The organism is Candidatus Allofournierella merdipullorum (assembly GCF_048426865.1).
GTDB lineage: Bacteria > Bacillota > Clostridia > Oscillospirales > Ruminococcaceae > Allofournierella_A > Allofournierella_A merdipullorum.
In genome coordinates this window covers 1-17,243 of record NZ_DBFNWJ010000020.1, presented here as the reverse complement: position 1 = coordinate 17,243, position 17,243 = coordinate 1, and the positions used below count along the sequence as shown (strand labels likewise).

General features: G+C 62.7%; 18 protein-coding genes and 1 riboswitch. Of the genes, 6 read left to right on the top strand and 12 right to left on the bottom strand.

What is annotated here, in order from left to right:
• Positions 1-143: 143 nt before the first annotated feature.
• Entirely contained in the window at positions 144-782 is a 639-nt protein-coding gene (locus tag ACMNAY_RS03605) for a hypothetical protein (protein ID WP_418718421.1), read from the bottom strand.
• A gap of 515 nt (positions 783-1,297) precedes the next feature.
• Here ACMNAY_RS03605 and ACMNAY_RS03600 point away from each other — a divergent pair.
• From ACMNAY_RS03600 to ACMNAY_RS03590, 3 genes are all read left to right on the top strand, one after another.
• Complete coding sequence (locus ACMNAY_RS03600) at positions 1,298-1,822, top strand: hypothetical protein (protein WP_418718420.1); 525 nt, start codon at positions 1,298-1,300, stop codon at positions 1,820-1,822.
• A 354-nt stretch (positions 1,823-2,176) separates the two neighbouring features.
• Positions 2,177-3,637, top strand: a complete 1,461-nt coding sequence (locus ACMNAY_RS03595; protein WP_418718419.1) for a C69 family dipeptidase — start codon at positions 2,177-2,179, stop codon at positions 3,635-3,637.
• 308 nt (positions 3,638-3,945) lie between these two features.
• A complete protein-coding gene (locus ACMNAY_RS03590) occupies positions 3,946-4,857 on the top strand; it encodes an AraC family transcriptional regulator (protein WP_418718418.1) in 912 nt (303 codons plus the stop codon).
• 72 nt (positions 4,858-4,929) lie between these two features.
• Here the strand turns inward: ACMNAY_RS03590 and ACMNAY_RS03585 are convergent, their stop codons facing one another.
• From ACMNAY_RS03585 to ACMNAY_RS03560, 6 genes are all read right to left on the bottom strand, one after another.
• Positions 4,930-6,051: an anaerobic sulfatase maturase gene (locus tag ACMNAY_RS03585; RefSeq protein ID WP_418718417.1), complete on the bottom strand. Its 1,122-nt coding sequence runs from the start codon at positions 6,049-6,051 to the stop codon at positions 4,930-4,932.
• A 45-nt stretch (positions 6,052-6,096) separates the two neighbouring features.
• Positions 6,097-6,339, bottom strand: coding sequence for a hypothetical protein (locus ACMNAY_RS03580; RefSeq protein WP_418718416.1), 243 nt, complete (start codon positions 6,337-6,339; stop codon positions 6,097-6,099).
• 6 nt (positions 6,340-6,345) lie between these two features.
• Positions 6,346-6,972 (bottom strand): hypothetical protein, encoded by a 627-nt coding sequence (locus ACMNAY_RS03575; protein ID WP_418718415.1) that lies wholly within the window; start codon positions 6,970-6,972, stop codon positions 6,346-6,348.
• Between the two features lie 36 nt (positions 6,973-7,008).
• Positions 7,009-9,480 (bottom strand): hypothetical protein, encoded by a 2,472-nt coding sequence (locus tag ACMNAY_RS03570; protein WP_418718414.1) that lies wholly within the window; start codon positions 9,478-9,480, stop codon positions 7,009-7,011.
• Between the two features lie 72 nt (positions 9,481-9,552).
• Positions 9,553-10,035, bottom strand: coding sequence for an HD-GYP domain-containing protein (locus tag ACMNAY_RS03565; RefSeq protein WP_418718413.1), 483 nt, complete (start codon positions 10,033-10,035; stop codon positions 9,553-9,555).
• A gap of 42 nt (positions 10,036-10,077) precedes the next feature.
• A riboswitch (cyclic di-GMP riboswitch) is annotated at positions 10,078-10,165 on the bottom strand.
• Between the two features lie 94 nt (positions 10,166-10,259).
• The gene (locus ACMNAY_RS03560) at positions 10,260-10,484 is read right to left on the bottom strand and encodes a DUF4176 domain-containing protein (RefSeq protein ID WP_418718412.1); all 225 of its coding nucleotides are present in this window, start codon (positions 10,482-10,484) and stop codon (positions 10,260-10,262) included.
• Positions 10,485-10,612: 128 nt separating this feature from the next.
• On the opposite strand from ACMNAY_RS03560, the gene ACMNAY_RS03555 reads away from it, so the two are divergent.
• Positions 10,613-11,665, top strand: coding sequence for a M42 family metallopeptidase (locus ACMNAY_RS03555; protein WP_418718411.1), 1,053 nt, complete (start codon positions 10,613-10,615; stop codon positions 11,663-11,665).
• A gap of 82 nt (positions 11,666-11,747) precedes the next feature.
• On the opposite strand, the gene ACMNAY_RS03550 is transcribed toward ACMNAY_RS03555, so the two are convergent.
• The 5 genes from ACMNAY_RS03550 to ACMNAY_RS03530 form a co-directional block, all read right to left on the bottom strand.
• Positions 11,748-12,161, bottom strand: coding sequence for a flavodoxin (locus tag ACMNAY_RS03550; RefSeq protein ID WP_394976396.1), 414 nt, complete (start codon positions 12,159-12,161; stop codon positions 11,748-11,750).
• Positions 12,162-12,198: 37 nt separating this feature from the next.
• Positions 12,199-12,741 carry a DUF3793 family protein gene (locus tag ACMNAY_RS03545; protein ID WP_418718410.1) on the bottom strand — a complete coding sequence of 181 codons (543 nt, stop codon included), beginning with the start codon at positions 12,739-12,741 and terminating at the stop codon, positions 12,199-12,201.
• A 259-nt stretch (positions 12,742-13,000) separates the two neighbouring features.
• Complete coding sequence (locus ACMNAY_RS03540; protein ID WP_394976392.1) at positions 13,001-13,171, bottom strand: FeoB-associated Cys-rich membrane protein; 171 nt, start codon at positions 13,169-13,171, stop codon at positions 13,001-13,003.
• The gene (gene feoB / locus ACMNAY_RS03535; protein ID WP_418718409.1) at positions 13,168-15,174 is read right to left on the bottom strand and encodes a ferrous iron transporter B; all 2,007 of its coding nucleotides are present in this window, start codon (positions 15,172-15,174) and stop codon (positions 13,168-13,170) included. Before feoB ends, ACMNAY_RS03540 begins: the two co-directional genes overlap by 4 nt.
• A 122-nt stretch (positions 15,175-15,296) precedes the next feature.
• Positions 15,297-15,509, bottom strand: a complete 213-nt coding sequence (locus ACMNAY_RS03530; protein WP_418718408.1) for a FeoA family protein — start codon at positions 15,507-15,509, stop codon at positions 15,297-15,299.
• 259 nt (positions 15,510-15,768) lie between these two features.
• Between ACMNAY_RS03530 and pyrB the strand changes: the two genes are divergently transcribed.
• Complete coding sequence (gene pyrB / locus ACMNAY_RS03525; RefSeq protein WP_394976389.1) at positions 15,769-16,680, top strand: aspartate carbamoyltransferase; 912 nt, start codon at positions 15,769-15,771, stop codon at positions 16,678-16,680.
• Complete coding sequence (locus tag ACMNAY_RS03520) at positions 16,681-17,106, top strand: aspartate carbamoyltransferase regulatory subunit (RefSeq protein ID WP_418718407.1); 426 nt, start codon at positions 16,681-16,683, stop codon at positions 17,104-17,106. It begins immediately after the preceding gene.
• Positions 17,107-17,243 lie beyond the last annotated feature (137 nt).

The following is a 17,243-nucleotide window of genomic DNA, read 5'->3' as shown; positions in this document are numbered from 1 at the left end:
CTAAAGCGCCCGTTTACGGGCGGCAAGTAACAGAACTTTCGCGGCTGGCAGACCGTACTTGCGCGACGTGACGCGCATGCTAGTATTCTAGGGCTATGCCCGCATGTGAAAAACCCCCGGCTTGGCCGGGGGTTATTTATTACTTACTTGGATGTTTTCCTTGGCCTCCTGGGCTTCGTCCCCACCGCCGCGATCATGGCATAATGCTCATTGCTTTTCCGGGTAATGCTGTTGTAGTCCTCGGAGGTGAGGAACTCCAGCAGCCACTCCTTGGGCACCTTATAGGTGTGCTGGTACGGGAACGCCTTTAACCTCCCCTCGGTGCACCAGCGGCTGACGGTGCGGGAGGCGTAGCCGGTGACTTGGGCGATCTGATGGGCGTCCAGCACGTCGGGTTGGCGGGCCAGCAGGGTTTCGTACCAGCGGCGCACCCGCCGGAGGGTGGCGTCGGTGAGCAGGAGCGCGCCGTTCAGGCTGAAGGCCGGGGGCTTGTGGGCCGGGTAGTTCTTGTACCAGCCGCTGGGCGGGGTGTAGTAGGCCGGCTCGGCCAGGCGGCGGCGCAGGTAGGCGGCCACGTCCGCCTTGGCAATTTTATAGCAACGGGTCTGCTTGCCGGTGTTCTCGCAGGGCACCAGGCCGCTCTGCAGCAGGTAGATCGAGGTGCGGGTGCCGATGCGGCAGGCTTTGCGGAAGTCGGTGCGGCCCATGGGGTCGGGATAGGGGGCCAGCAGATTCTGAATTTCCCGCTCGAGGGTGTCCTGAAACAGATTGCTTTTCTTCATTTTTTCGGTTCTCCTTTGTTTTGAATTGGGACCCGGAGAACCACCATGTTTTCCGCCAAAACTATACAAATTGTTGAAACCCGGAAAGATACTACAAAAAATAGCCCCAAAATCTTGCATTTGGCGAAATCCGTTTTCCGGCGGCAGCGCGCAAACCCAGTGTTCGTGCGGCAAAACGGTTTCAAATTATCTTGCATGAAATCTTGCATTTTTCCAAAAAATCTTGCCAAACGGGACCAAAACGGGGGATGCCGGTTTGATTCGTACCATAGCCATTTTTCGGGGTCCAGCCTCTTGAAAACCGCTTGACACCGCCGAAAATCCGGGGACAAACTGACCAGCTCTGACCCGCCCTTTTCCGGGAAATCCTTTTTGGCACAGGACTCGAAATCTCGTAGGGTTTAACAGCACCGCCAGGGTTCAAATCCCTGCTGCTCCGCCAGATGGGGGCAAGGATGGCAACATCCTTGCCCCCTGCCTTTTACAGAACATCCGACAGAACAGGGGGCCTGACCATGACGGTTCGAAACATCGAACCCTCCAGCGCGGGGGCGGTGGCGAAGCTGATGTCCACCATCAAACCCGACTGGTGGGATTTTGAAGGGGCGGACCAGCAGCTGCAGGACGTGGGCCTGCTGGCAAAGCTGGTGGACTGGTACCTGGAGGAGGACGGCGCACCCAAGGGCTGGCTGCTCTGCGCCGAGTACGAGGGATACTCCTGTCTGACCATCGAAAACCTGGGCTACGACGAGGACGGCGCTTTCGTGATGGAAAAGCCGCTGGAGCCGCTGCTGCGCCGGGCCGAGGCGTACGCCCGGCAGAAGGGCCTGCGCAATATGCGGTACATCATCGGCTCCACCGATATGTCCTGCCACGGGCGCCCCATCGCCGATTTTGCCGAGGAACTGCGCACCCTGCGCTCTTTGGGACGGGGGCATTTTGACTACTTCTGCTCCATCGGTTTTGTGCCCACCGGATTTATCCCCAACTGCTACGGGGAGAATTACCACGGCATCATCATGATCAAATCGCTGCTGTGAGCCTCCGGGGGCAGGCCGTTCAGTCAGAAAATAAGCGCCGCTGCGCGGGGTCGGGGGTTCCGGCTCCGCGCTTTTGCGTTTCACCACCGGCTTTCCGGCAGCGCCAGAGTCTTCTCCATCGCGGTGGCGCTGGGCTGTTTCGACTGGGGAGGCAGGTGGGCGCATCTGCCGATAGGGCATGATGAACCAAAGACAGCGGCGTCCCGGGGCTGGAAACGGCACGGCATCCGTGCTATGATAAATGCGTCGAATCAGAGGGGAAAAACTGTTTTTTCGTCGAATCCCCGCTGCGAAGCTCTGCCGCGGGGCGGAAAAACGATTCCGAACAGATGCACATAAGAAAAGGAGACACATATGCCCTGTACAACGATTTTGGTGGGCAAGGAAGCCACCCATGACGGCTCCACCATCATTGCCCGCAACGACGACGGCGCCTTTGAAGCCAAGCGCCTTTTGGCCCACCCCGCCCGGGAGGGAGCTTCCACCTATAAAACGGTCATCTCTCACCTGACCGTCGCGCTGCCGGAGAAAGCCCTGCGCTATACCGACTGCCCCAACGTGTCCAAGGCCAACGGCGTGTGGCCCGCCTGCGGCATCAACGAGGCCAATGTGGCCATGACCGCCACCGAGACCATCACCAGCAACGCCCGGGTGGTGGGCGCGGACCCCTATGTCCGCTATCAGGAAAAGAAGGGCCGCGGCACGAAAGAGGTGCCCGGCGGCATCGGCGAGGAGGACCTGGTGACCTTGGTGCTGCCCTACATCCGCTCCGCCCGGGAGGGTGTGCTGCGCACCGGCGCGCTGCTGGAAGAGTACGGCACCTATGAGCCCAACGGCATGGCCTTTGCGGACGCCGATGAGATCTGGTGGCTGGAGACCATCGGCGGCCATCACTGGATCGCCCGGCGGGTGCCGGATGACCGGGTGGTGGTGATGCCCAACCAGTTCGGTCTGGACCATTTCGACTTTGCGGACGCTTATGGCGAACAGAAAGAGAATCTCTGCTCCAAAGACCTGCGGGAGTTCGTGGAGAAGTACCGCCTGGCGCTGGACACCGGCGCGGAGTTCATTCCGCGGCTGGCCTTCGGCTCCCACTCCGACGCGGACCACATTTACAACACCCCCCGCGCCTGGTTCATGGCCCGGTATTTCCTGCCCCGCACTTACAAGTGGGACGGGGACAGCGCCGACTTCACCCCCGAGAGCAATGACATCCCCTGGTCCTTTGTGCCGGAGCGCAAGGTGACGGTGGAGGACGTGCGGTATCTGCTGGGCTCCTATTACCAGGGAACGCCCTACGACCCCTACGACAAGACCGCCGCCTGCAAGGGCAAGTACCGCACCATCGGCGTGCCCAACAGCGACGTCTGCGGCATCATGCAGATCCGCGGTTATCTGCCGGCGGCCGTTCAGGGCGTGGAGTGGCTGTCCATGGGCGGCAGCGGCTTCACGGCCTGCTTCCCGGTGTACGCCAATGTGACCGAGTTCCCGGGATACCTCAGCGGCACCACCGAAACGGTCTCCACCGACAGCATGTACTGGCACAGCCGGCTCATCGCCGCGCTGACCGACGCCCATTTCGGAAAGGCGCTGCTGTTTGACGAGCGGTATGTGAACGCCGTGATGAACCGCGGCCAGCAGCTGCTCTACGAGTACGACGAGAAGGTGCGGCAGGGCGAGCCGGTGGAAATTCTGAAAGAGGCCAACCGCAAAATCGCCGGCATGGTCAAGGAGGAATCGGACAAGGCCCTTGCCCAGATCCTCAAGAACGCCTCCGAGAACATGAAGATCCGCTATCACCGAGGGGACAACTGAGGGACGCACTATATAAAGCAAAGCAGCACCAGCCGCCGCCGCAGCGGGCTGGTGCTGCTTTTTTGCGCTCAAATGAAACGATCCGCGCCGCCTTTCAGTTGGTATCGGGATGCCCCGGCGGCTCAATGCCTTGCAGATGCACCGGCAGAGGAGGGATGCGCCTCGCTCCCCGCCCCTCCCGGCGGACATTTTATTTATTTTGCGGGTGCTCCACAGTTGCTTTTTCCTGCGAAAATATGTATACTTATTACAAACCATTTCACAAAACCTGTGAAATTAAAGCAAGATGTCGGAAATCGGGGTGCGTTATGAGCACAGGTCGCTACGATTTTACAGAACGGGAATTTCAGCTGCATAATTCGGGAGCCAAACTTTTATACATCAGTTCCGCAAAATATAATGGCGACTGGTACAGCTTCCCCCACACGCACAATTTCACCGAAGTGTTTTATGTCATCGGCGGTGCGGGCAAATTCCAGATACGGGATTCCTATTATAAGGTGTCCGTGGGGGACATGGTGATCCTGAACCCGAACATCGAACACACGGAGACCAGCATGGTGGACGATCCGCTGGAATACATCGTGCTCGGCATCCGCGGGATAAAGATGAGCGCCGAACTGGACCCGAAGCAGGATTTCAGCATCATCCACTTCAACGAAGCCGCCGAGGAGATCCAGCGGTATCTGCTGGCCATGCTGCAGGAGGCCAAGAACAAGAAAAACGACTACGAGGAAGTGTGCGGCCATCTGCTGGACATCCTGCTCATCTGCCTGATGCGCCAGACCAACATCACCTCCCGCGTGCAGGAGGCCGACCTGACCCACCAGAACAAGGCCGCCGCGGCGAAGGAATACATCGACGCCCATTTCCGTGAGGACATCGCGCTGGACCAGCTGGCCCAGAAGATCCAGGTCAACAAGTATTATCTGGCCCACATTTTCAGCCAGAGCTACGGGATGTCCCCCATTCAGTACGTTCAGACGCTGCGGCTGGAGGAGAGCAAGTATCTGCTGCGCACAACAGATTTCGCCATCAAGCAGATCGCCTCGATCACCGGCTTCTCGTCGCTGGGCTACTTCTCCCAGCGCTTCAGCAAAGCGGAGGGGATGAGCCCGGCGAAATACCGGGTCATGGCCCAAAACAAGCTCATCGGCGGCGGGCAGGAAGAGCCCGCCCGGGAGGACGCGGAGGAAAAAGGCTCCCCGGTCTCCCAGTGAACCACACAGGAAAAAACCGTCCCCCTGCCGGATGCCCGGCGGGGGGACGGTTTCGTTTTTGGAAAAAGCGGCTCAGCGCCAGCGCGCCAGGATGGCGGCGGCCTGCTGCAGGCGGCCGGCCCGCTCGCGGAAGAACCGCTGCAAAGCGTCGCAGTAACAGGAGCGCCCCGGCAGGCCGTCCGCGCCGGTCAGCCGGTCCCGGCGGCAGCCGTTGCGGCACAGTACGTACCAGCGGCAGCGGGCGCACTCCGGCGGCACCGGCGTCGAACACTGCAAAAACTGCCGTGCGGCGGCGCTTTGGGCCATCTCGGCGAAGGAGTTCTCCCCCACCGTGCCCAGCCGCAGCTCGTCCAGCACGTAAAAATCGCAGGGGTACACGCCGCCGTCCCCTTCCACCACGAACTGGATGGAGCACCTGCCCACCATGCCGCAGGCCTCGGGCTGGCCCCCCAGCAGGATCTGCAGCCAGTTGTCGATGTGGCGGATGCTCACATACTGCCCGCTGAGCAGGTCCTGGAACCACAGGTCGAACACGCGGATGAGGAACTCACCGTATTCCTCCACGGAAAGATGGTACCGCTCCCGCCCGCGCTCCTGGCCCAGCGGCTCCAGGCAGGGGATGAACTGGATATGGTCCAGCCCCTGTTTGCGGAAAAAGCGGTAGATGCGCTCGATGCTGCGGGCGTTTTTGCCCGTCAGCACGCACAGGATGTTGAAGGTCACCCCGTGCTTTTTCAGCAGGGCCACCGAGCGCATGACGTCGTTGAAGGTGCCGTTCTGCGCCGGGTCGGTGCGGTTGAGGTTGTGCAGCTCCGCCGGCCCGTCCAGCGAGACGCCCACCAGAAAATCGTGCTCCTTGAAAAAGGCGCACCATTCCTCGTCCAGCCGGAAGGCGTTGGTCTGGATGGCGTAGCTGACCTTCACCCCCGGCTTTTCGTGCTTTTTGACCAGCTCCACCACCTGCCGGTAAAAATCCAGCCCGGCCAGGGTGGGCTCGTCGCCCTGAAAGAGGAAGGAGCAGCTGTGTTCGGCAAACTCCATCGCGCCGGCGACCACCTCTTCCATGAGCCGCGGCGAGAGCATCCCCTGAAAGCCTTCCTGCCGGTGGCTGGCCACGTCCCGGTAAAAGCAGTAGGCGCAGGTCATGTTGCAGGCGGAGGAGGCGGGCTTGATGAGAACGTTGACAGGGGGCATTCGGTTCACTTCCTTAGTGTTTATAGGCGGCCGGCCCGCCGCGGCTCATTCTTCGTCCAGAATGGCGGGGCGGTACCCTTCCGCTTTTTCGATCCAGTCCAGCAGCCAGCCGCGCAGCTGCCGCTTCGCGTCGGCATACTGGATCTTCTGGATCAAAAAGTCCTCGTTGCGGGGCCAGAACCGCAGGGCGTTCTCAAGGCTGGCGGCGGCCGCGGTGTAGTTTTTCAGCTCCATGTTGTTCTGGATGCAGCGCAGGTAGTCGGATGCGACGGCGGGGCCGAGACGCATCTTTTTCTAGATGAGGGCGTCGAACAGGTTGCGGTTCATCCGCTCCACCTGGCCCTGCATCAGCCCCTGCTCCAGGCAGCGCCACAAAAAGTCGCAGTAGGTCGCCAGCAGCTGGGGGTCGTTGGGGTTCTGGGCGTACTTCTGCTCCAGCTCCCAGAGGGTCCGGTCGTTCTTCTTCGCGATGTGCACCATGGCGGTAACGGCGTAGTGCACCACCTCGGTGTCGTCGTTGTTGCCGGCCATCTTCAGAAATTCCACATAGGCCTTGGGGTTGTCGTTCAGGATGTCCATGATGAGGGCGCGGCGCTCCTTGGGGGTGTTCACGATCAGCGCCTCCTCCATGGAGACGGTGGAACCGGACACCCGGCTGTCGTCCCGCTGGATGGCCTTGTAGAGCTCCGAGTCCACCTGGAACTTCTCCACCCCCACCTCGCTGCGGTCGGTCTGGCGGCAGAGGATCTGGAAATGCATCACCAGCACCAGCACCTCGCCCCAGAAGGGGACAAGCAGCGCCACCGGCACCATCAGCCGGCGCACCTTCAAAATCCCGGTGCGCACGCCGACGTAGATGAGGGTGCAGCAGAGCAGATGCACCGCCAGCAGCACCCAAAAAACCATTTCGTACCAAAGCATGTTGTTTCGTTCCCTTTTGCGAAGTCGATGGTTGTGTCAGCGCCGCCCGCCCAGCAGCTGGTCCAGAAGCTCCAGAAGGCCGGAGGCGCTCTTCGCGGCCTTTGCCCGCCGGCGCGCCGGCGGCGGGGCCGGCTTTTTGACCGGGGCCTTGGGCGTTTTTGCCGGAGGCGTCCGGAGCGGTTTTTTTTCCGCGGCCGCGGAAGGCGCGGCCTCCGGGGCCGCTTTTTCCGGGGCAGGCCCGGCGCTCACAGGCGCGGCCGGCAGCTCGCCCGGGTCGGGCACCGGGGCCACCTGCGCCGAAAGACCCAGCCGCTCGAAGCGGGGCAGAATGAATTTCAGGTCCTCCTCCCCCGCCTGGGACAAAAGCAGCCAGACGCTGCCGTCCTCCAGAAGGCCCGCCACGTCGTTGGTGCGCACGCATCGGGCCAGCAGTTTGCTCAGCTCCTCCTGGGAGCGGCCGCCGGCGTCCACCTTCAGCTGCAAGAACTGAAAGACCCGGCGCTCCTCCAATTCCCGGAAGACGTGCAGCGAATTGCGGAAGGTGGCGGCGTTTTGCAGAACGGTGTGGCCCACATACTGCCGGTCGTGCATATCGCGGCTGTAGTCGTGGGCGCGGATGAAGGACATCTGGGTCAGATCGCACAGGATGCGGAACAGGTTCACGTAATACAGCGAGCGCTGGTGCGTCTGGGCGCTCCAGATGAAGATGAGCAGCAGGGGCTTGTCGCCCTGGCGGATGCCGCAGGCGAACATGGGCATGTTGGGCAAAAAATGGGTGTTGCGCCACACTTCGTCCTTGTTCACCGCCTCCATCACCGGGGCGTAGGTGTCCAGGGAGATGGAGCGGGAGACGTCGTGCATGATGCTGCGGGAGGCCACTTCCAGCCGGCCGAAGCCGCTGTCCTGGCTGATGGAATAGACGCTGAGGGTCTTGTTTTCCAGAATGCCTTCGAAGCTGTCCACGATCTTGAGATACAGCTCCCGGGAGTCCACCGTGTTCAGCTGGCGGGTGATGTCGAAGATCTTGCCGAAGCTGTCCTTCGAGCCGATGATTTGCTTTTTCAGATCCTGCTTTTCCCGGAAGGTGTCCTCGTAGATCTGGCGGGTAAAGGCCAGCTTTGCCTCCAGCAGGCGGTTTTCCTCGGTGGTGAAGCGGATCTGGTCGTCCTTTTTCAGCTTCACATAGCCGCAGATGCCGCCCACCAGGAAGAAAAAGATGAAGGTGAGCCAGTTGGTGGGCTCATAGAACAGGGTCAGCCAGCTGGTGCCGTCCAGCACCTTGGCGGTGATCCAGGAAAGGGAGCACAGGGCGGCGGCGCTCATGCCGTAGGGCAGGCCGTAGAGGGTGGCGATGATGACGATGTACGCCAGGCGGAAGTCCACCAGCGAGAAAAACAGCGCCGAGTCGGTGAGCCGCACCAGAAATTCGCAGAGAAGGAACAAAAGCGCCGTCTCCGCGATGCGCAGCGGGGTGGAGTGCCGCCCCAGAAGGGCCGCCAGCTTTTTCCACAAAGAGCGCCGGGGCCCGAGGCTGGCCTGATAGGCCTGGTATTCGTCCGGCAGATCGGTGAGCAGCGAGACGGCGGCGAACCAGCTGTACTGCTGCTTGAGGGCGGTGTTCTTCAGCTCCAGACGCTTGGGCGGGTTCTTGCCGGTGAAGTCAAAGGTCACGCCCGGCGCCAGCGGGGCAAGCTCTTTGCACAGCTGGCCGAAGGTGATGTGGAAATCGTCGTTCACCGTGAGGATGCCCTCGCCCGGCGCCCAGGAGTCGGCCAGCCGCACGATCAGCGCCGAAAGATCGCTCAGGGAGAGAAAGTGCAGCTCGGAGGATTCGCTCTCCCGCAGCCGCACCGTGCGGCGGGTGCGCATCTCCTGGAACAGGTCGTGGAGGAAGTCGTCCTCGGCGGCGCCGTTGTAGAGGTAGGGGATGCGCACGATCTTGAGGTTGATGTGGTTCTGCCTTGCCCAGTAAAGGCAGACGTTCTCCTTGGCGGCGGCGATGATGCCCCGGTCGCTGGAGCCGTCGAAGGCGGCGTCCAGGGAGGAGAGGTAGAGGAACTTGGTCTCGCCCGCCAGGTATTTGCCGGCCTTCATCACCTGGCGCAGGGTCTCGGTGTCGCTGGGGGCGATGGTGTCGTAGGTCAGCTCGTTGGAAAAGTAGATGATGAGGTCAAAATCGTAGGTGCCCAGAATGGCCTTGTAGTTGGGGGCCTCCGCGTCGTAGACCTTCACGCCCCGGCCCGGGTCCTGGGCGCATTTTCCGATGACGGAGACGTGGGCGCCGGGGAAGCTGTCCTCCAGGAACTGGGGCGTCACATACCGCAGGTTGCCCATCAGCAGCACCTTTTTGGGCGGCAGGGCGTAGGGGTCGATGTGCAGCGCCCGGGAGGTCATCAGGCTGCTGCGGATGTCCTCCAGCTGGCGGTGGTCCGCCACCCGGATGAGGCACTGGACCAGCAGCGGGTCAAACACGCCGCACATGCCGTTGGAGATCATCTCCAGCGCCACGTCCCGGGAGAGGGCCTTTTTGTAGCTGCGCTCGGAGGTGATGGCCTCGTAGGCGTCGGCAATGGAGACGATCTACGCCCAGATGGGGATGTCGCTGCCCTTCAGCCCGTGAGGATAGCCCGTGCCGTCGAACCGCTCGTGGTGGAACAGGCACACGTCCCGGGCAAAGGCCCGGATCTGGGGGTCCAGCGAAGCGCCGAAGCGGTCGATCAGCTCGCCCCACAGGGTGGTGTGCTTTTTTACGATGTCGTATTCCACCGGGGTCAGCACGCCCCGCTTTTCCAGAATGGCCTGAGGAATACGGGACTTGCCGATGTCGTGCAGGCAGGAGGCCAGCGCGATCTGCCCGATCTTTTCCTCGTCCAGGCCGTAGCGGCCGGTCTGCCCCGTCAGCTCCCGGGCGATCAGCTCGGTCAGCACCTTCACATAGCAGATGTGGTGGCCGCTCTCTCCGTTGATGGTCTCGGGCATTTTGTCGGCGGAGATCTTTGTGAGGGCAAAGGATACCGCGCCGCCGGAGCCGGTCATTGTCAGAGCGTCGTATTCGGTGGGCATAGACAATCTCCTTTATACAAAAAAACCGGCCGCAACAAAGAGCGTTGCGGCCAGTCAACCATGCAGAAAACTCTGTTTAGGCACTAAGGCTTTGCGTCCACGGGTTTGCCCGTGTTTGCCGATAATTCATATCAGTATACCTCATGATAGCACAAAAACCGCCATCTGTGAAGCGTTCCGGCGCTGGCAAAGTGACGTTTTTTCCGCCTTTGTTTCAGCGCGTGTTACAATCCTTTCCACAAAACCAGCGCCGGGTCCTCCCCCGCCGCCTCCCGGTTGGCAAAACGCACCGCCGGCCGGCCGGTGATGCCCTCGGGATACAGGCAGGCGGAATAGTCATACACCTTGTCGCTGCCCGCCCGGGTCTGGATGCGCCCGCAGATCATCAGCCGCTTTTCGTCGCCCCGCAGCAGCACCACCGAGCCGATGGGCAGAAGATTTTTGTGCATCCCGGCACCCCCTTTTTCTTTTATTATACAGGCCCCGGAAAGGGGGCGCAAGGCCGGCCGCCCTTGCCATTTTGCGGGATTTTTTGTAAGATGGAGCCAGAACTTCTTGAGGGAGGAGAATCGGGAAAATGAACGACGAAAAAACTCTGGAACAGGCCCAGCAGGCCTTCCTGCTGGATACCCTGCAAAAACTCCTCGGGCAGGACAGCCCCAGCGGCTTCACCCACAAGGCGACGGCCCTGGCCAAGGACATTGCCGAAGGGCTGGGCTTTGAGGCCCGGCTCACCAATAAGGGCAACCTGGTGGTGAAGGTGCCCGGCCGGGAGACCGGCCGCACCGTGGGCCTGTGCGCCCATGTGGACACCCTGGGCCTGATGGTGCGCTCCATCACCGCCGACGGCATGCTGATGGTCACCCGGGTGGGCGGCCCGCTGATGCCCACCCTGGACGGCGAATACTGCCGCATCTACACCCGGGATGGCAAGGTCTACACCGGCACGGTGCTCAGCCTCTCCCCCGCCGTCCATGTGCAGGACGACGCCGCCACCCGCCCCCGGGACGAAAAGAACATGGCGGTGCGCATCGACGAGAAGGTGCGCAGCAAGCAGGACTTGGAGGCCCTGGGCATCGCCGCCGGCGACTACGTCTGCTACGACCCCAAGACCGTTGTTACCGAAAGCGGCTTTGTGAAGTCCCGCTTTCTGGACGACAAGGCAAGCTCCGCCTGCCTTTTGACCCTTTTGTGGCGGATGCACGCCACCGGCCAGCGGCCCCGGTTCGACAGCTACTTCACCCTCACCGTCCACGAGGAGGTGGGCCACGGCGGCGCCACCCTGCCGGTGGTGGACGAGCTGCTGGCGGTGGATATGGGCTGCATCGGCGAGGATCTCTCCTGCACCGAGTACCAGGTGTCCATCTGCGCCAAGGACTCCGGCGGCCCCTACGACTACGGCATGGTCAGCCGTCTGGTGCAGCTGGCGAAGGAAAACGGCGTGGACTACGCGGTGGACATCTACCCCCACTACGGCTCCGACGTGGGCGCTGCATGGCGCACCGGCATGGACGCCCGGGGCGCTCTCATCGGGCCGGGCGTGCACGCCTCCCACGGCATGGAGCGCACCCATCTGGACGGCCTTGTCGCCACCCTCAAGCTGGCGGGGCTGTATCTGGAACTGGCCTGAGCACAGAACAAAACAGGAGCCGCCCCGGCGCGTTGCCGGGGCGGCTCCTGCTGTTGGGGAGGAAGGAGAAAACAGAGTTATCTTACGCCAGCGCCGCGCCCAGGGCACGGCAGGCGGCGAGGGCGTCCTCGTCGGGGGCTTCGCAGCAGATGACGCCGGGCTGGGCCAGCTGTGCGCCGGCGGCGGCGCAGCGCTCTTCCCAGCTGCGCATCCACTCTCCGTCGCCCCAGCCGTAGGAGCCGAACAGGCCCACCCTGCGCCCGGCGAGTTCTGCTTCGCAGGCGGCGAACATGGGCTCAAATTCGCTCTCTTCCAGCTGCTCCGCCCCCATGGACGGGCAGCCGAAGGCGAAGGCGTCGTAGTTCGCCAGGTCGGCGGGGCCGAAGGCGGCGGCCGGGATGAGCGTTGCCCCGCTCCCCGCGCCCTCGGCCACCGCGGCGGCCATGGCCTCGGTGTTGCCGGTGCCGCTCCAAAAAACAACTGCGATCTTGCTCATGGTCAAAAACCTCTCTTTCAAATCGTGGGGCGGGCCGTCAGCCGGCTACCGCCAGTTTTTCCAGCGGACAGCCTTCCGCCAGCCGCCGGCTGAAAATGCGGGTGCAGCGCCGCCAGGTCTCAAAGGTGTGTCGGGCGGCGGCCTCGTCGCCGTACACCTTCCAGCAGCCGGCGCACTTGTGGCCGCAGGCTCCGTTGCAGATGAAGGCCTCCACGTCCTCCGGCGGGTAGCTCAAAAACAGCCCGATCTCGTGGGGAAACTGCCCCTGGGCACGCACCCGGCGGGCCAGCTGCGCCACACACTGCCCGGGCAGGTAGCCCCGCTCCTCCAGCAGGCGGCGGGCGCCGCTGTTCTGCAGCTCCTTTTCCAGCGCCCGGGGGCGGTAAAGGTAGATGAGCGCCCGGCCTTCCCGCACCAGCAAGGGCAGCACCCGCAGCCCCTTGGGAGCCAGCGCCCGGTTCAGACGGCGCAGCTCCGCCGTCAGGGTGCGGGGGTCGTCGCAGCGGCAGGAGAAAAGGCTCCCCGCCTTCAGGCCCGCCAGGGTGGGCGAGCAGTGGCGCACGATGAGTTCGTCGGACATGGCGGCCTCCTTTGTTGTGGTTAGTTATGGCTAACTCAAAGGGAAAGAAAAAGCCCGCCGAAGGCAGGCTTCGGGAAAGAGGCGGGCAAAGCGCGGCGGCGTGTGCGCCGCGCTTTGCCCGCGGCCCGGGCGGCTTGCCGGCCGGAACATCAGCAGGGACCGCGCCGTCGTTCCGGGCCGCGCCGGGCCCATCAGAGAGAAACTGTTCCACGGCCCCGCCGTGTTTGCGTCGGCGGGCCGGGCGGAGAAAAAGCAGGGTTCAGTGGTGCCCGTGGCAGCCGCCGCAGCAGCCGGAGCAGCCGCCGGAACAGCTGCCGGAGTCGGGGCAGCCGATGCACTTTTTGCCGCTCTTTTTTGCCTTGTAAACGTAGAAGGCGGCGGCCAGAACAACGGCGGCGATGAGACCGCCGGCAATGAGGTCGGCCATCATGCGGCGCTCACTCCTTTCAGGGCGTATTCCTTGGCCAGCGAGCGGTCAGTGCGCAGGCACAGCCAGGTGAGGATGAGGGCAAAGACGGCCACGGCGGCAAGGCCGGGGACCGCGCCCGGGCCGAAGGAGCCGGTGGTGGCGAGGGTGCCGAACTGGTAGACCAGCACGCCCACCGAGTAGCCGGTGCCCATCTGCAGGCCGATGCCGGCCCACAGCCACTTTGCGCTCTTCATCTCGCTGTTCATCGCGCCGATGGCCGCAAAGCAGGGCGGGGTGTAAAGGTTGAACATCAGGTAGGCCAGGGCAGCCACCTTGGTGATGGCCAGAATGCCCGCCACCTCGGCGCCGGTGCCTTCCAGCATGGCCAGCTCGTCGGTGTCGATGAAGTTCTGAAGGCCCACAAAGCAGACGGCCAGGGTGCCCACCACGTTCTCCTTGGCGATGAAGCCGGTGACGGCGGCCGCCGCCAGCTGCCAGCTGAGCACGCCCACCACGGGCACCAGCAGAACGGCGAAGGGGGCGGCGATGGAGGCCAGGATGGACTGGTCCGCCGCCTCGGCCACCGTGAAGTTCCAGGTGAAGGTCTGCATGATCTGCACGGCGGTGTTGCACAGCAGGATGATGGTGGCGGCCTTCACGATGTAGGCCCAGCCCCGGCTGCACATGGCCTTGAAGGCGAAGAGCAGCGAGGGCACTTTGTATTCCGGCAGCTCGATGATGAAGAAGGATTTGCGGTTCTTGTAGCCGGCGATGCGGTTCACCAGCAGCGCGCCCAGGAAGATGAGCACGATGCCGGTGAAGTACATCACAAAGCTCACCCAGCCCGCCTCGTCAAAGAAGGCGCCGGCGAAGAGAGAGATGACCGGGATCTTCGCGCCGCAGGGCATGAAGGGGGTGAGCATGGCGGTGGCGCGGCGCTCACGCTCGTTGCGGATGGTGCGGCTGGCCATCACGCCGGGGATGGCGCAGCCGGTGCCGATGACGAAGGGGATGACCGACTTGCCGGAAAGGCCCACCTTCTTGAAGATGGGGTCCAGCACCACCGCCACACGGGACATGTAGCCGCAGTCCTCCAGCAGGGCGATGAGGAAGTACATCACCATCACCAGGGGCAGAAAGCCCACCACGGCGCCCACGCCGCCGATGATGCCGTCCGCCAGCAGGGCGGTGAGTAGGGGGTTGGCGTCGGCCAGGCTGTCCGCCACAAAGCCCTGGAAGGTCTCGATCTGGGCCACCAGCGCGTCGGCGATGAAGGGCCCCGCCCACACCTGGCTGATCTGGAACACCAGGAACATCACCAGCGCGAAGATGGGAATGCCCAGCCAGCGGTTGGTCAGCACTGCGTCGATGGCGTCGCCCCGGCCCTTTTCCCGGGTGAGCACCTTGCGCTGCTCCACCTTGCTCACCAGCTGATTCACAAAGGCGAAGCGCCGGCGGTCGGCCTCTTCCACCGCCTTTTTATCGGTCAGGTCCACCACGCCCTGAGAATAGGGCGCCTTCTGGCCCCTGCCGTACAGGCCCGCCGCGGCGGTCACCACCTCCCGCAGGCCGGTGCCCGCGGTGGAAACGGTGGGGATGACCGGGCACCCCAGGGCCGCCGAAAGGGCGGCGGCGTCGATGGTGGTGCCCTTTTTCTCGTTCATGTCGTTTTTGTTCAGCGCCACCACCACCGGCACCCCCAGCTCCAGCAGCTGGGTGGTGAAGAACAGGCTGCGGGAGAGGTTGGTGGCGTCCACGATGTTGATGATGGCGTCCGGTTTTTCGTGGCGCACATAACTGCTGGTGATGCTCTCCTCCGAGGTGAAGGGGGACATGGAGTAGGCGCCGGGCAGGTCCACGGCGATCAGCTCCTCCCCCGCGGGGAGATAGGCCTTCTTGATGGGGTGCTCCTTCTTTTCAACGGTCACGCCGGCCCAGTTGCCCACCTTCTCGCTGCGCCCGGTGAGGGCGTTGAACATGGTGGTTTTGCCGGAATTCGGGTTCCCGGTCAGAGCGATTCTCATATGCGGTTCCTCCTGTCTTTTGCAAACCCTGTTGCGAGATCTATCGCGAGCACCTTGGAGTTAGCATAAGCTAACCCCGGGGCGCGGCGGCGAACAACAAAAAGAGGGCAAAGCCCCCTGCGTCAGACGCAGATGGCTCCGGCCAGCTGGTCGTCGATGGTGTAGCGGCCGTCCTTGATGGCCACCACGCACCCGCCCTTCAGGCGGGACACCACGGTGATGGGCTCGCCGGAAAAGCACCCGAGGCTGAACAGAAAGGCGTCCATCTCCTCGTCGTCGGTGTCGATGGCCCGGATGATGTATTCCCGGCCGGTGTCGGCGTAGTTGAGGGTCATTTGGTTCACCTGCTTTCGGCGGAATGTGCGGCGTGAAGCGCCGCTTGTTAGTTTTGGCTAACCGCCGCCCCAAAGAAAACGCCGTCGGGGCGGCGGCGAGCGTTAGTTATCGCTAACTGCTCTATGATGATACCCCATCGGCGCGGATTTGTCAATCCCCTTTCCTTTGCGGGGGCAAAAAATTTTTTTCAAAAAGGGGCTTGCTTTTTGGACCGGGCCGTTGTAGAATGAAAAAAATTTGCAAAGGAGGACCCCCTTCGTGAAGAAACTGATCAGTCCGCTCGATCTGACCACGCAGGAGATCGACGAGCTCCTCGCCCTCGCCGACCGGATCATCGAAGACCCCCAGGCTTTTGCTCACAAATGTGACGGCAAGATCCTGGCCACACTGTTTTTTGAACCCAGCACCCGCACCCGTTTGAGCTTTGAATCCGCAATGCTCAGTCTCGGTGGCAAGGTGTTGGGTTTTTCTTCGGCCAATTCCAGCTCCGCCGCCAAGGGCGAGAGCGTGGCCGACACCGTGCGGACCGTGGAGTGCTACGCCGACATCATCGCCATGCGTCACCCCAAGGAGGGCGCTGCCACCGTGGCCGCTTCCAAGGTGGACTGCCCGCTGATCAACGCCGGTGACGGCGGCCACCAGCATCCCACCCAGACCCTCACCGACCTGCTCACCATCCACCGCCTGAAGGGCCACCTGAACAACCTGACCGTGGGCCTGTGCGGCGATCTGAAGTTCGGCCGCACCGTCCACAGCCTCATCCGCGCCATGATGCGCTATGAGAACATCAAGTTCGTGCTGGTCAGCCCCAAGGAGCTGCAGGTGCCCGACTACATCCGCGACGACCTGGTGCGCTCCGGCTACGAGTTCGAAGAGGTGGAGCGTCTGGAGGACGCCATCGGCAAGATGGACATTCTCTACATGACCCGCGTGCAGCGCGAGCGCTTCTTCAACGAGGAGGACTACATCCGCCTGCGGGACAGCTACATCCTGGACAACGAGAAGATGAAGCTGGCCAAAGAGGACATGATCGTCATGCATCCCCTGCCCCGCGTCAACGAGATCAGCGTGGAAGTGGACGACGACCCCCGCGCCGCCTACTTCCCCCAGGCCCGGTTCGGGCGCTTCGTGCGCATGGCCCTCATCCTGAAAATGCTGGAGGTGGAGTAAATGCTGAACATTGACAGCCTGGAGAAAGGCGTTGTGATCGACCATATCGAATCCGGCAAGAGCATGGAGATCTACCGTGTGCTGGAGCTGGACAAGCTGGACTGCAGCGTGGCCATCATCAAGAACGCCCGCAGCAAGAAGTCCGGCCGCAAGGACATCATCAAGATCGAGGACCGCATCGACATCGACCTGGACGTGCTGGGCTTCATCGACCCCAACATCACCGTCAACATCATCGACGGCGGCCACATCATTGAGAAAAAGCACCTGCAGCTGCCCGAGCGCATCGTGAACGTTGCCAAGTGCAAGAACCCCCGCTGCATCACCAGCGTGGAGCAGGAGCTGGACCATGTGTTCGTGCTCACCGACGCCGAAAAGGGCGTCTACCGCTGCCTGTACTGCGAGCAGGAGTACAAGCGCGGCTAAAAGCCCCGCCCTCTGCCGCCCCAGCAAGCCCGGCAGAGCGCAGACCGGCTTTCCCGGCCCCCTGTGTTTTTAACACGGGGGACCGTTTTTGGTGAATCCCCCGGCCCCTTGCCCTCGTTTTATGGGCAAAGGGTCTT

What these genes read in the sequence shown, in the direction of transcription:
- ACMNAY_RS03605 (WP_418718421.1), bottom strand. Translation starts at nt 782, where the DNA reads ATGAAGAAAAGCAATCTGTTTCAGGACACCCTCGAGCGGGAAATTCAG.
- ACMNAY_RS03600 (WP_418718420.1), top strand. Translation starts at nt 1,298, where the DNA reads ATGACGGTTCGAAACATCGAACCCTCCAGCGCGGGGGCGGTGGCGAAG.
- ACMNAY_RS03595 (WP_418718419.1), top strand. Translation starts at nt 2,177, where the DNA reads ATGCCCTGTACAACGATTTTGGTGGGCAAGGAAGCCACCCATGACGGC.
- ACMNAY_RS03590 (WP_418718418.1), top strand. Translation starts at nt 3,946, where the DNA reads ATGAGCACAGGTCGCTACGATTTTACAGAACGGGAATTTCAGCTGCAT.
- ACMNAY_RS03585 (WP_418718417.1), bottom strand. Translation starts at nt 6,051, where the DNA reads ATGCCCCCTGTCAACGTTCTCATCAAGCCCGCCTCCTCCGCCTGCAAC.
- ACMNAY_RS03580 (WP_418718416.1), bottom strand. Translation starts at nt 6,339, where the DNA reads ATGCGTCTCGGCCCCGCCGTCGCATCCGACTACCTGCGCTGCATCCAG.
- ACMNAY_RS03575 (WP_418718415.1), bottom strand. Translation starts at nt 6,972, where the DNA reads ATGCTTTGGTACGAAATGGTTTTTTGGGTGCTGCTGGCGGTGCATCTG.
- ACMNAY_RS03565 (WP_418718413.1), bottom strand. Translation starts at nt 10,035, where the DNA reads ATGCCCACCGAATACGACGCTCTGACAATGACCGGCTCCGGCGGCGCG.
- ACMNAY_RS03560 (WP_418718412.1), bottom strand. Translation starts at nt 10,484, where the DNA reads ATGCACAAAAATCTTCTGCCCATCGGCTCGGTGGTGCTGCTGCGGGGC.
- ACMNAY_RS03555 (WP_418718411.1), top strand. Translation starts at nt 10,613, where the DNA reads ATGAACGACGAAAAAACTCTGGAACAGGCCCAGCAGGCCTTCCTGCTG.
- ACMNAY_RS03550 (WP_394976396.1), bottom strand. Translation starts at nt 12,161, where the DNA reads ATGAGCAAGATCGCAGTTGTTTTTTGGAGCGGCACCGGCAACACCGAG.
- ACMNAY_RS03545 (WP_418718410.1), bottom strand. Translation starts at nt 12,741, where the DNA reads ATGTCCGACGAACTCATCGTGCGCCACTGCTCGCCCACCCTGGCGGGC.
- ACMNAY_RS03540 (WP_394976392.1), bottom strand. Translation starts at nt 13,171, where the DNA reads ATGATGGCCGACCTCATTGCCGGCGGTCTCATCGCCGCCGTTGTTCTG.
- feoB (WP_418718409.1), bottom strand. Translation starts at nt 15,174, where the DNA reads ATGAGAATCGCTCTGACCGGGAACCCGAATTCCGGCAAAACCACCATG.
- ACMNAY_RS03530 (WP_418718408.1), bottom strand. Translation starts at nt 15,509, where the DNA reads ATGACCCTCAACTACGCCGACACCGGCCGGGAATACATCATCCGGGCC.
- ACMNAY_RS03520 (WP_418718407.1), top strand. Translation starts at nt 16,681, where the DNA reads ATGCTGAACATTGACAGCCTGGAGAAAGGCGTTGTGATCGACCATATC.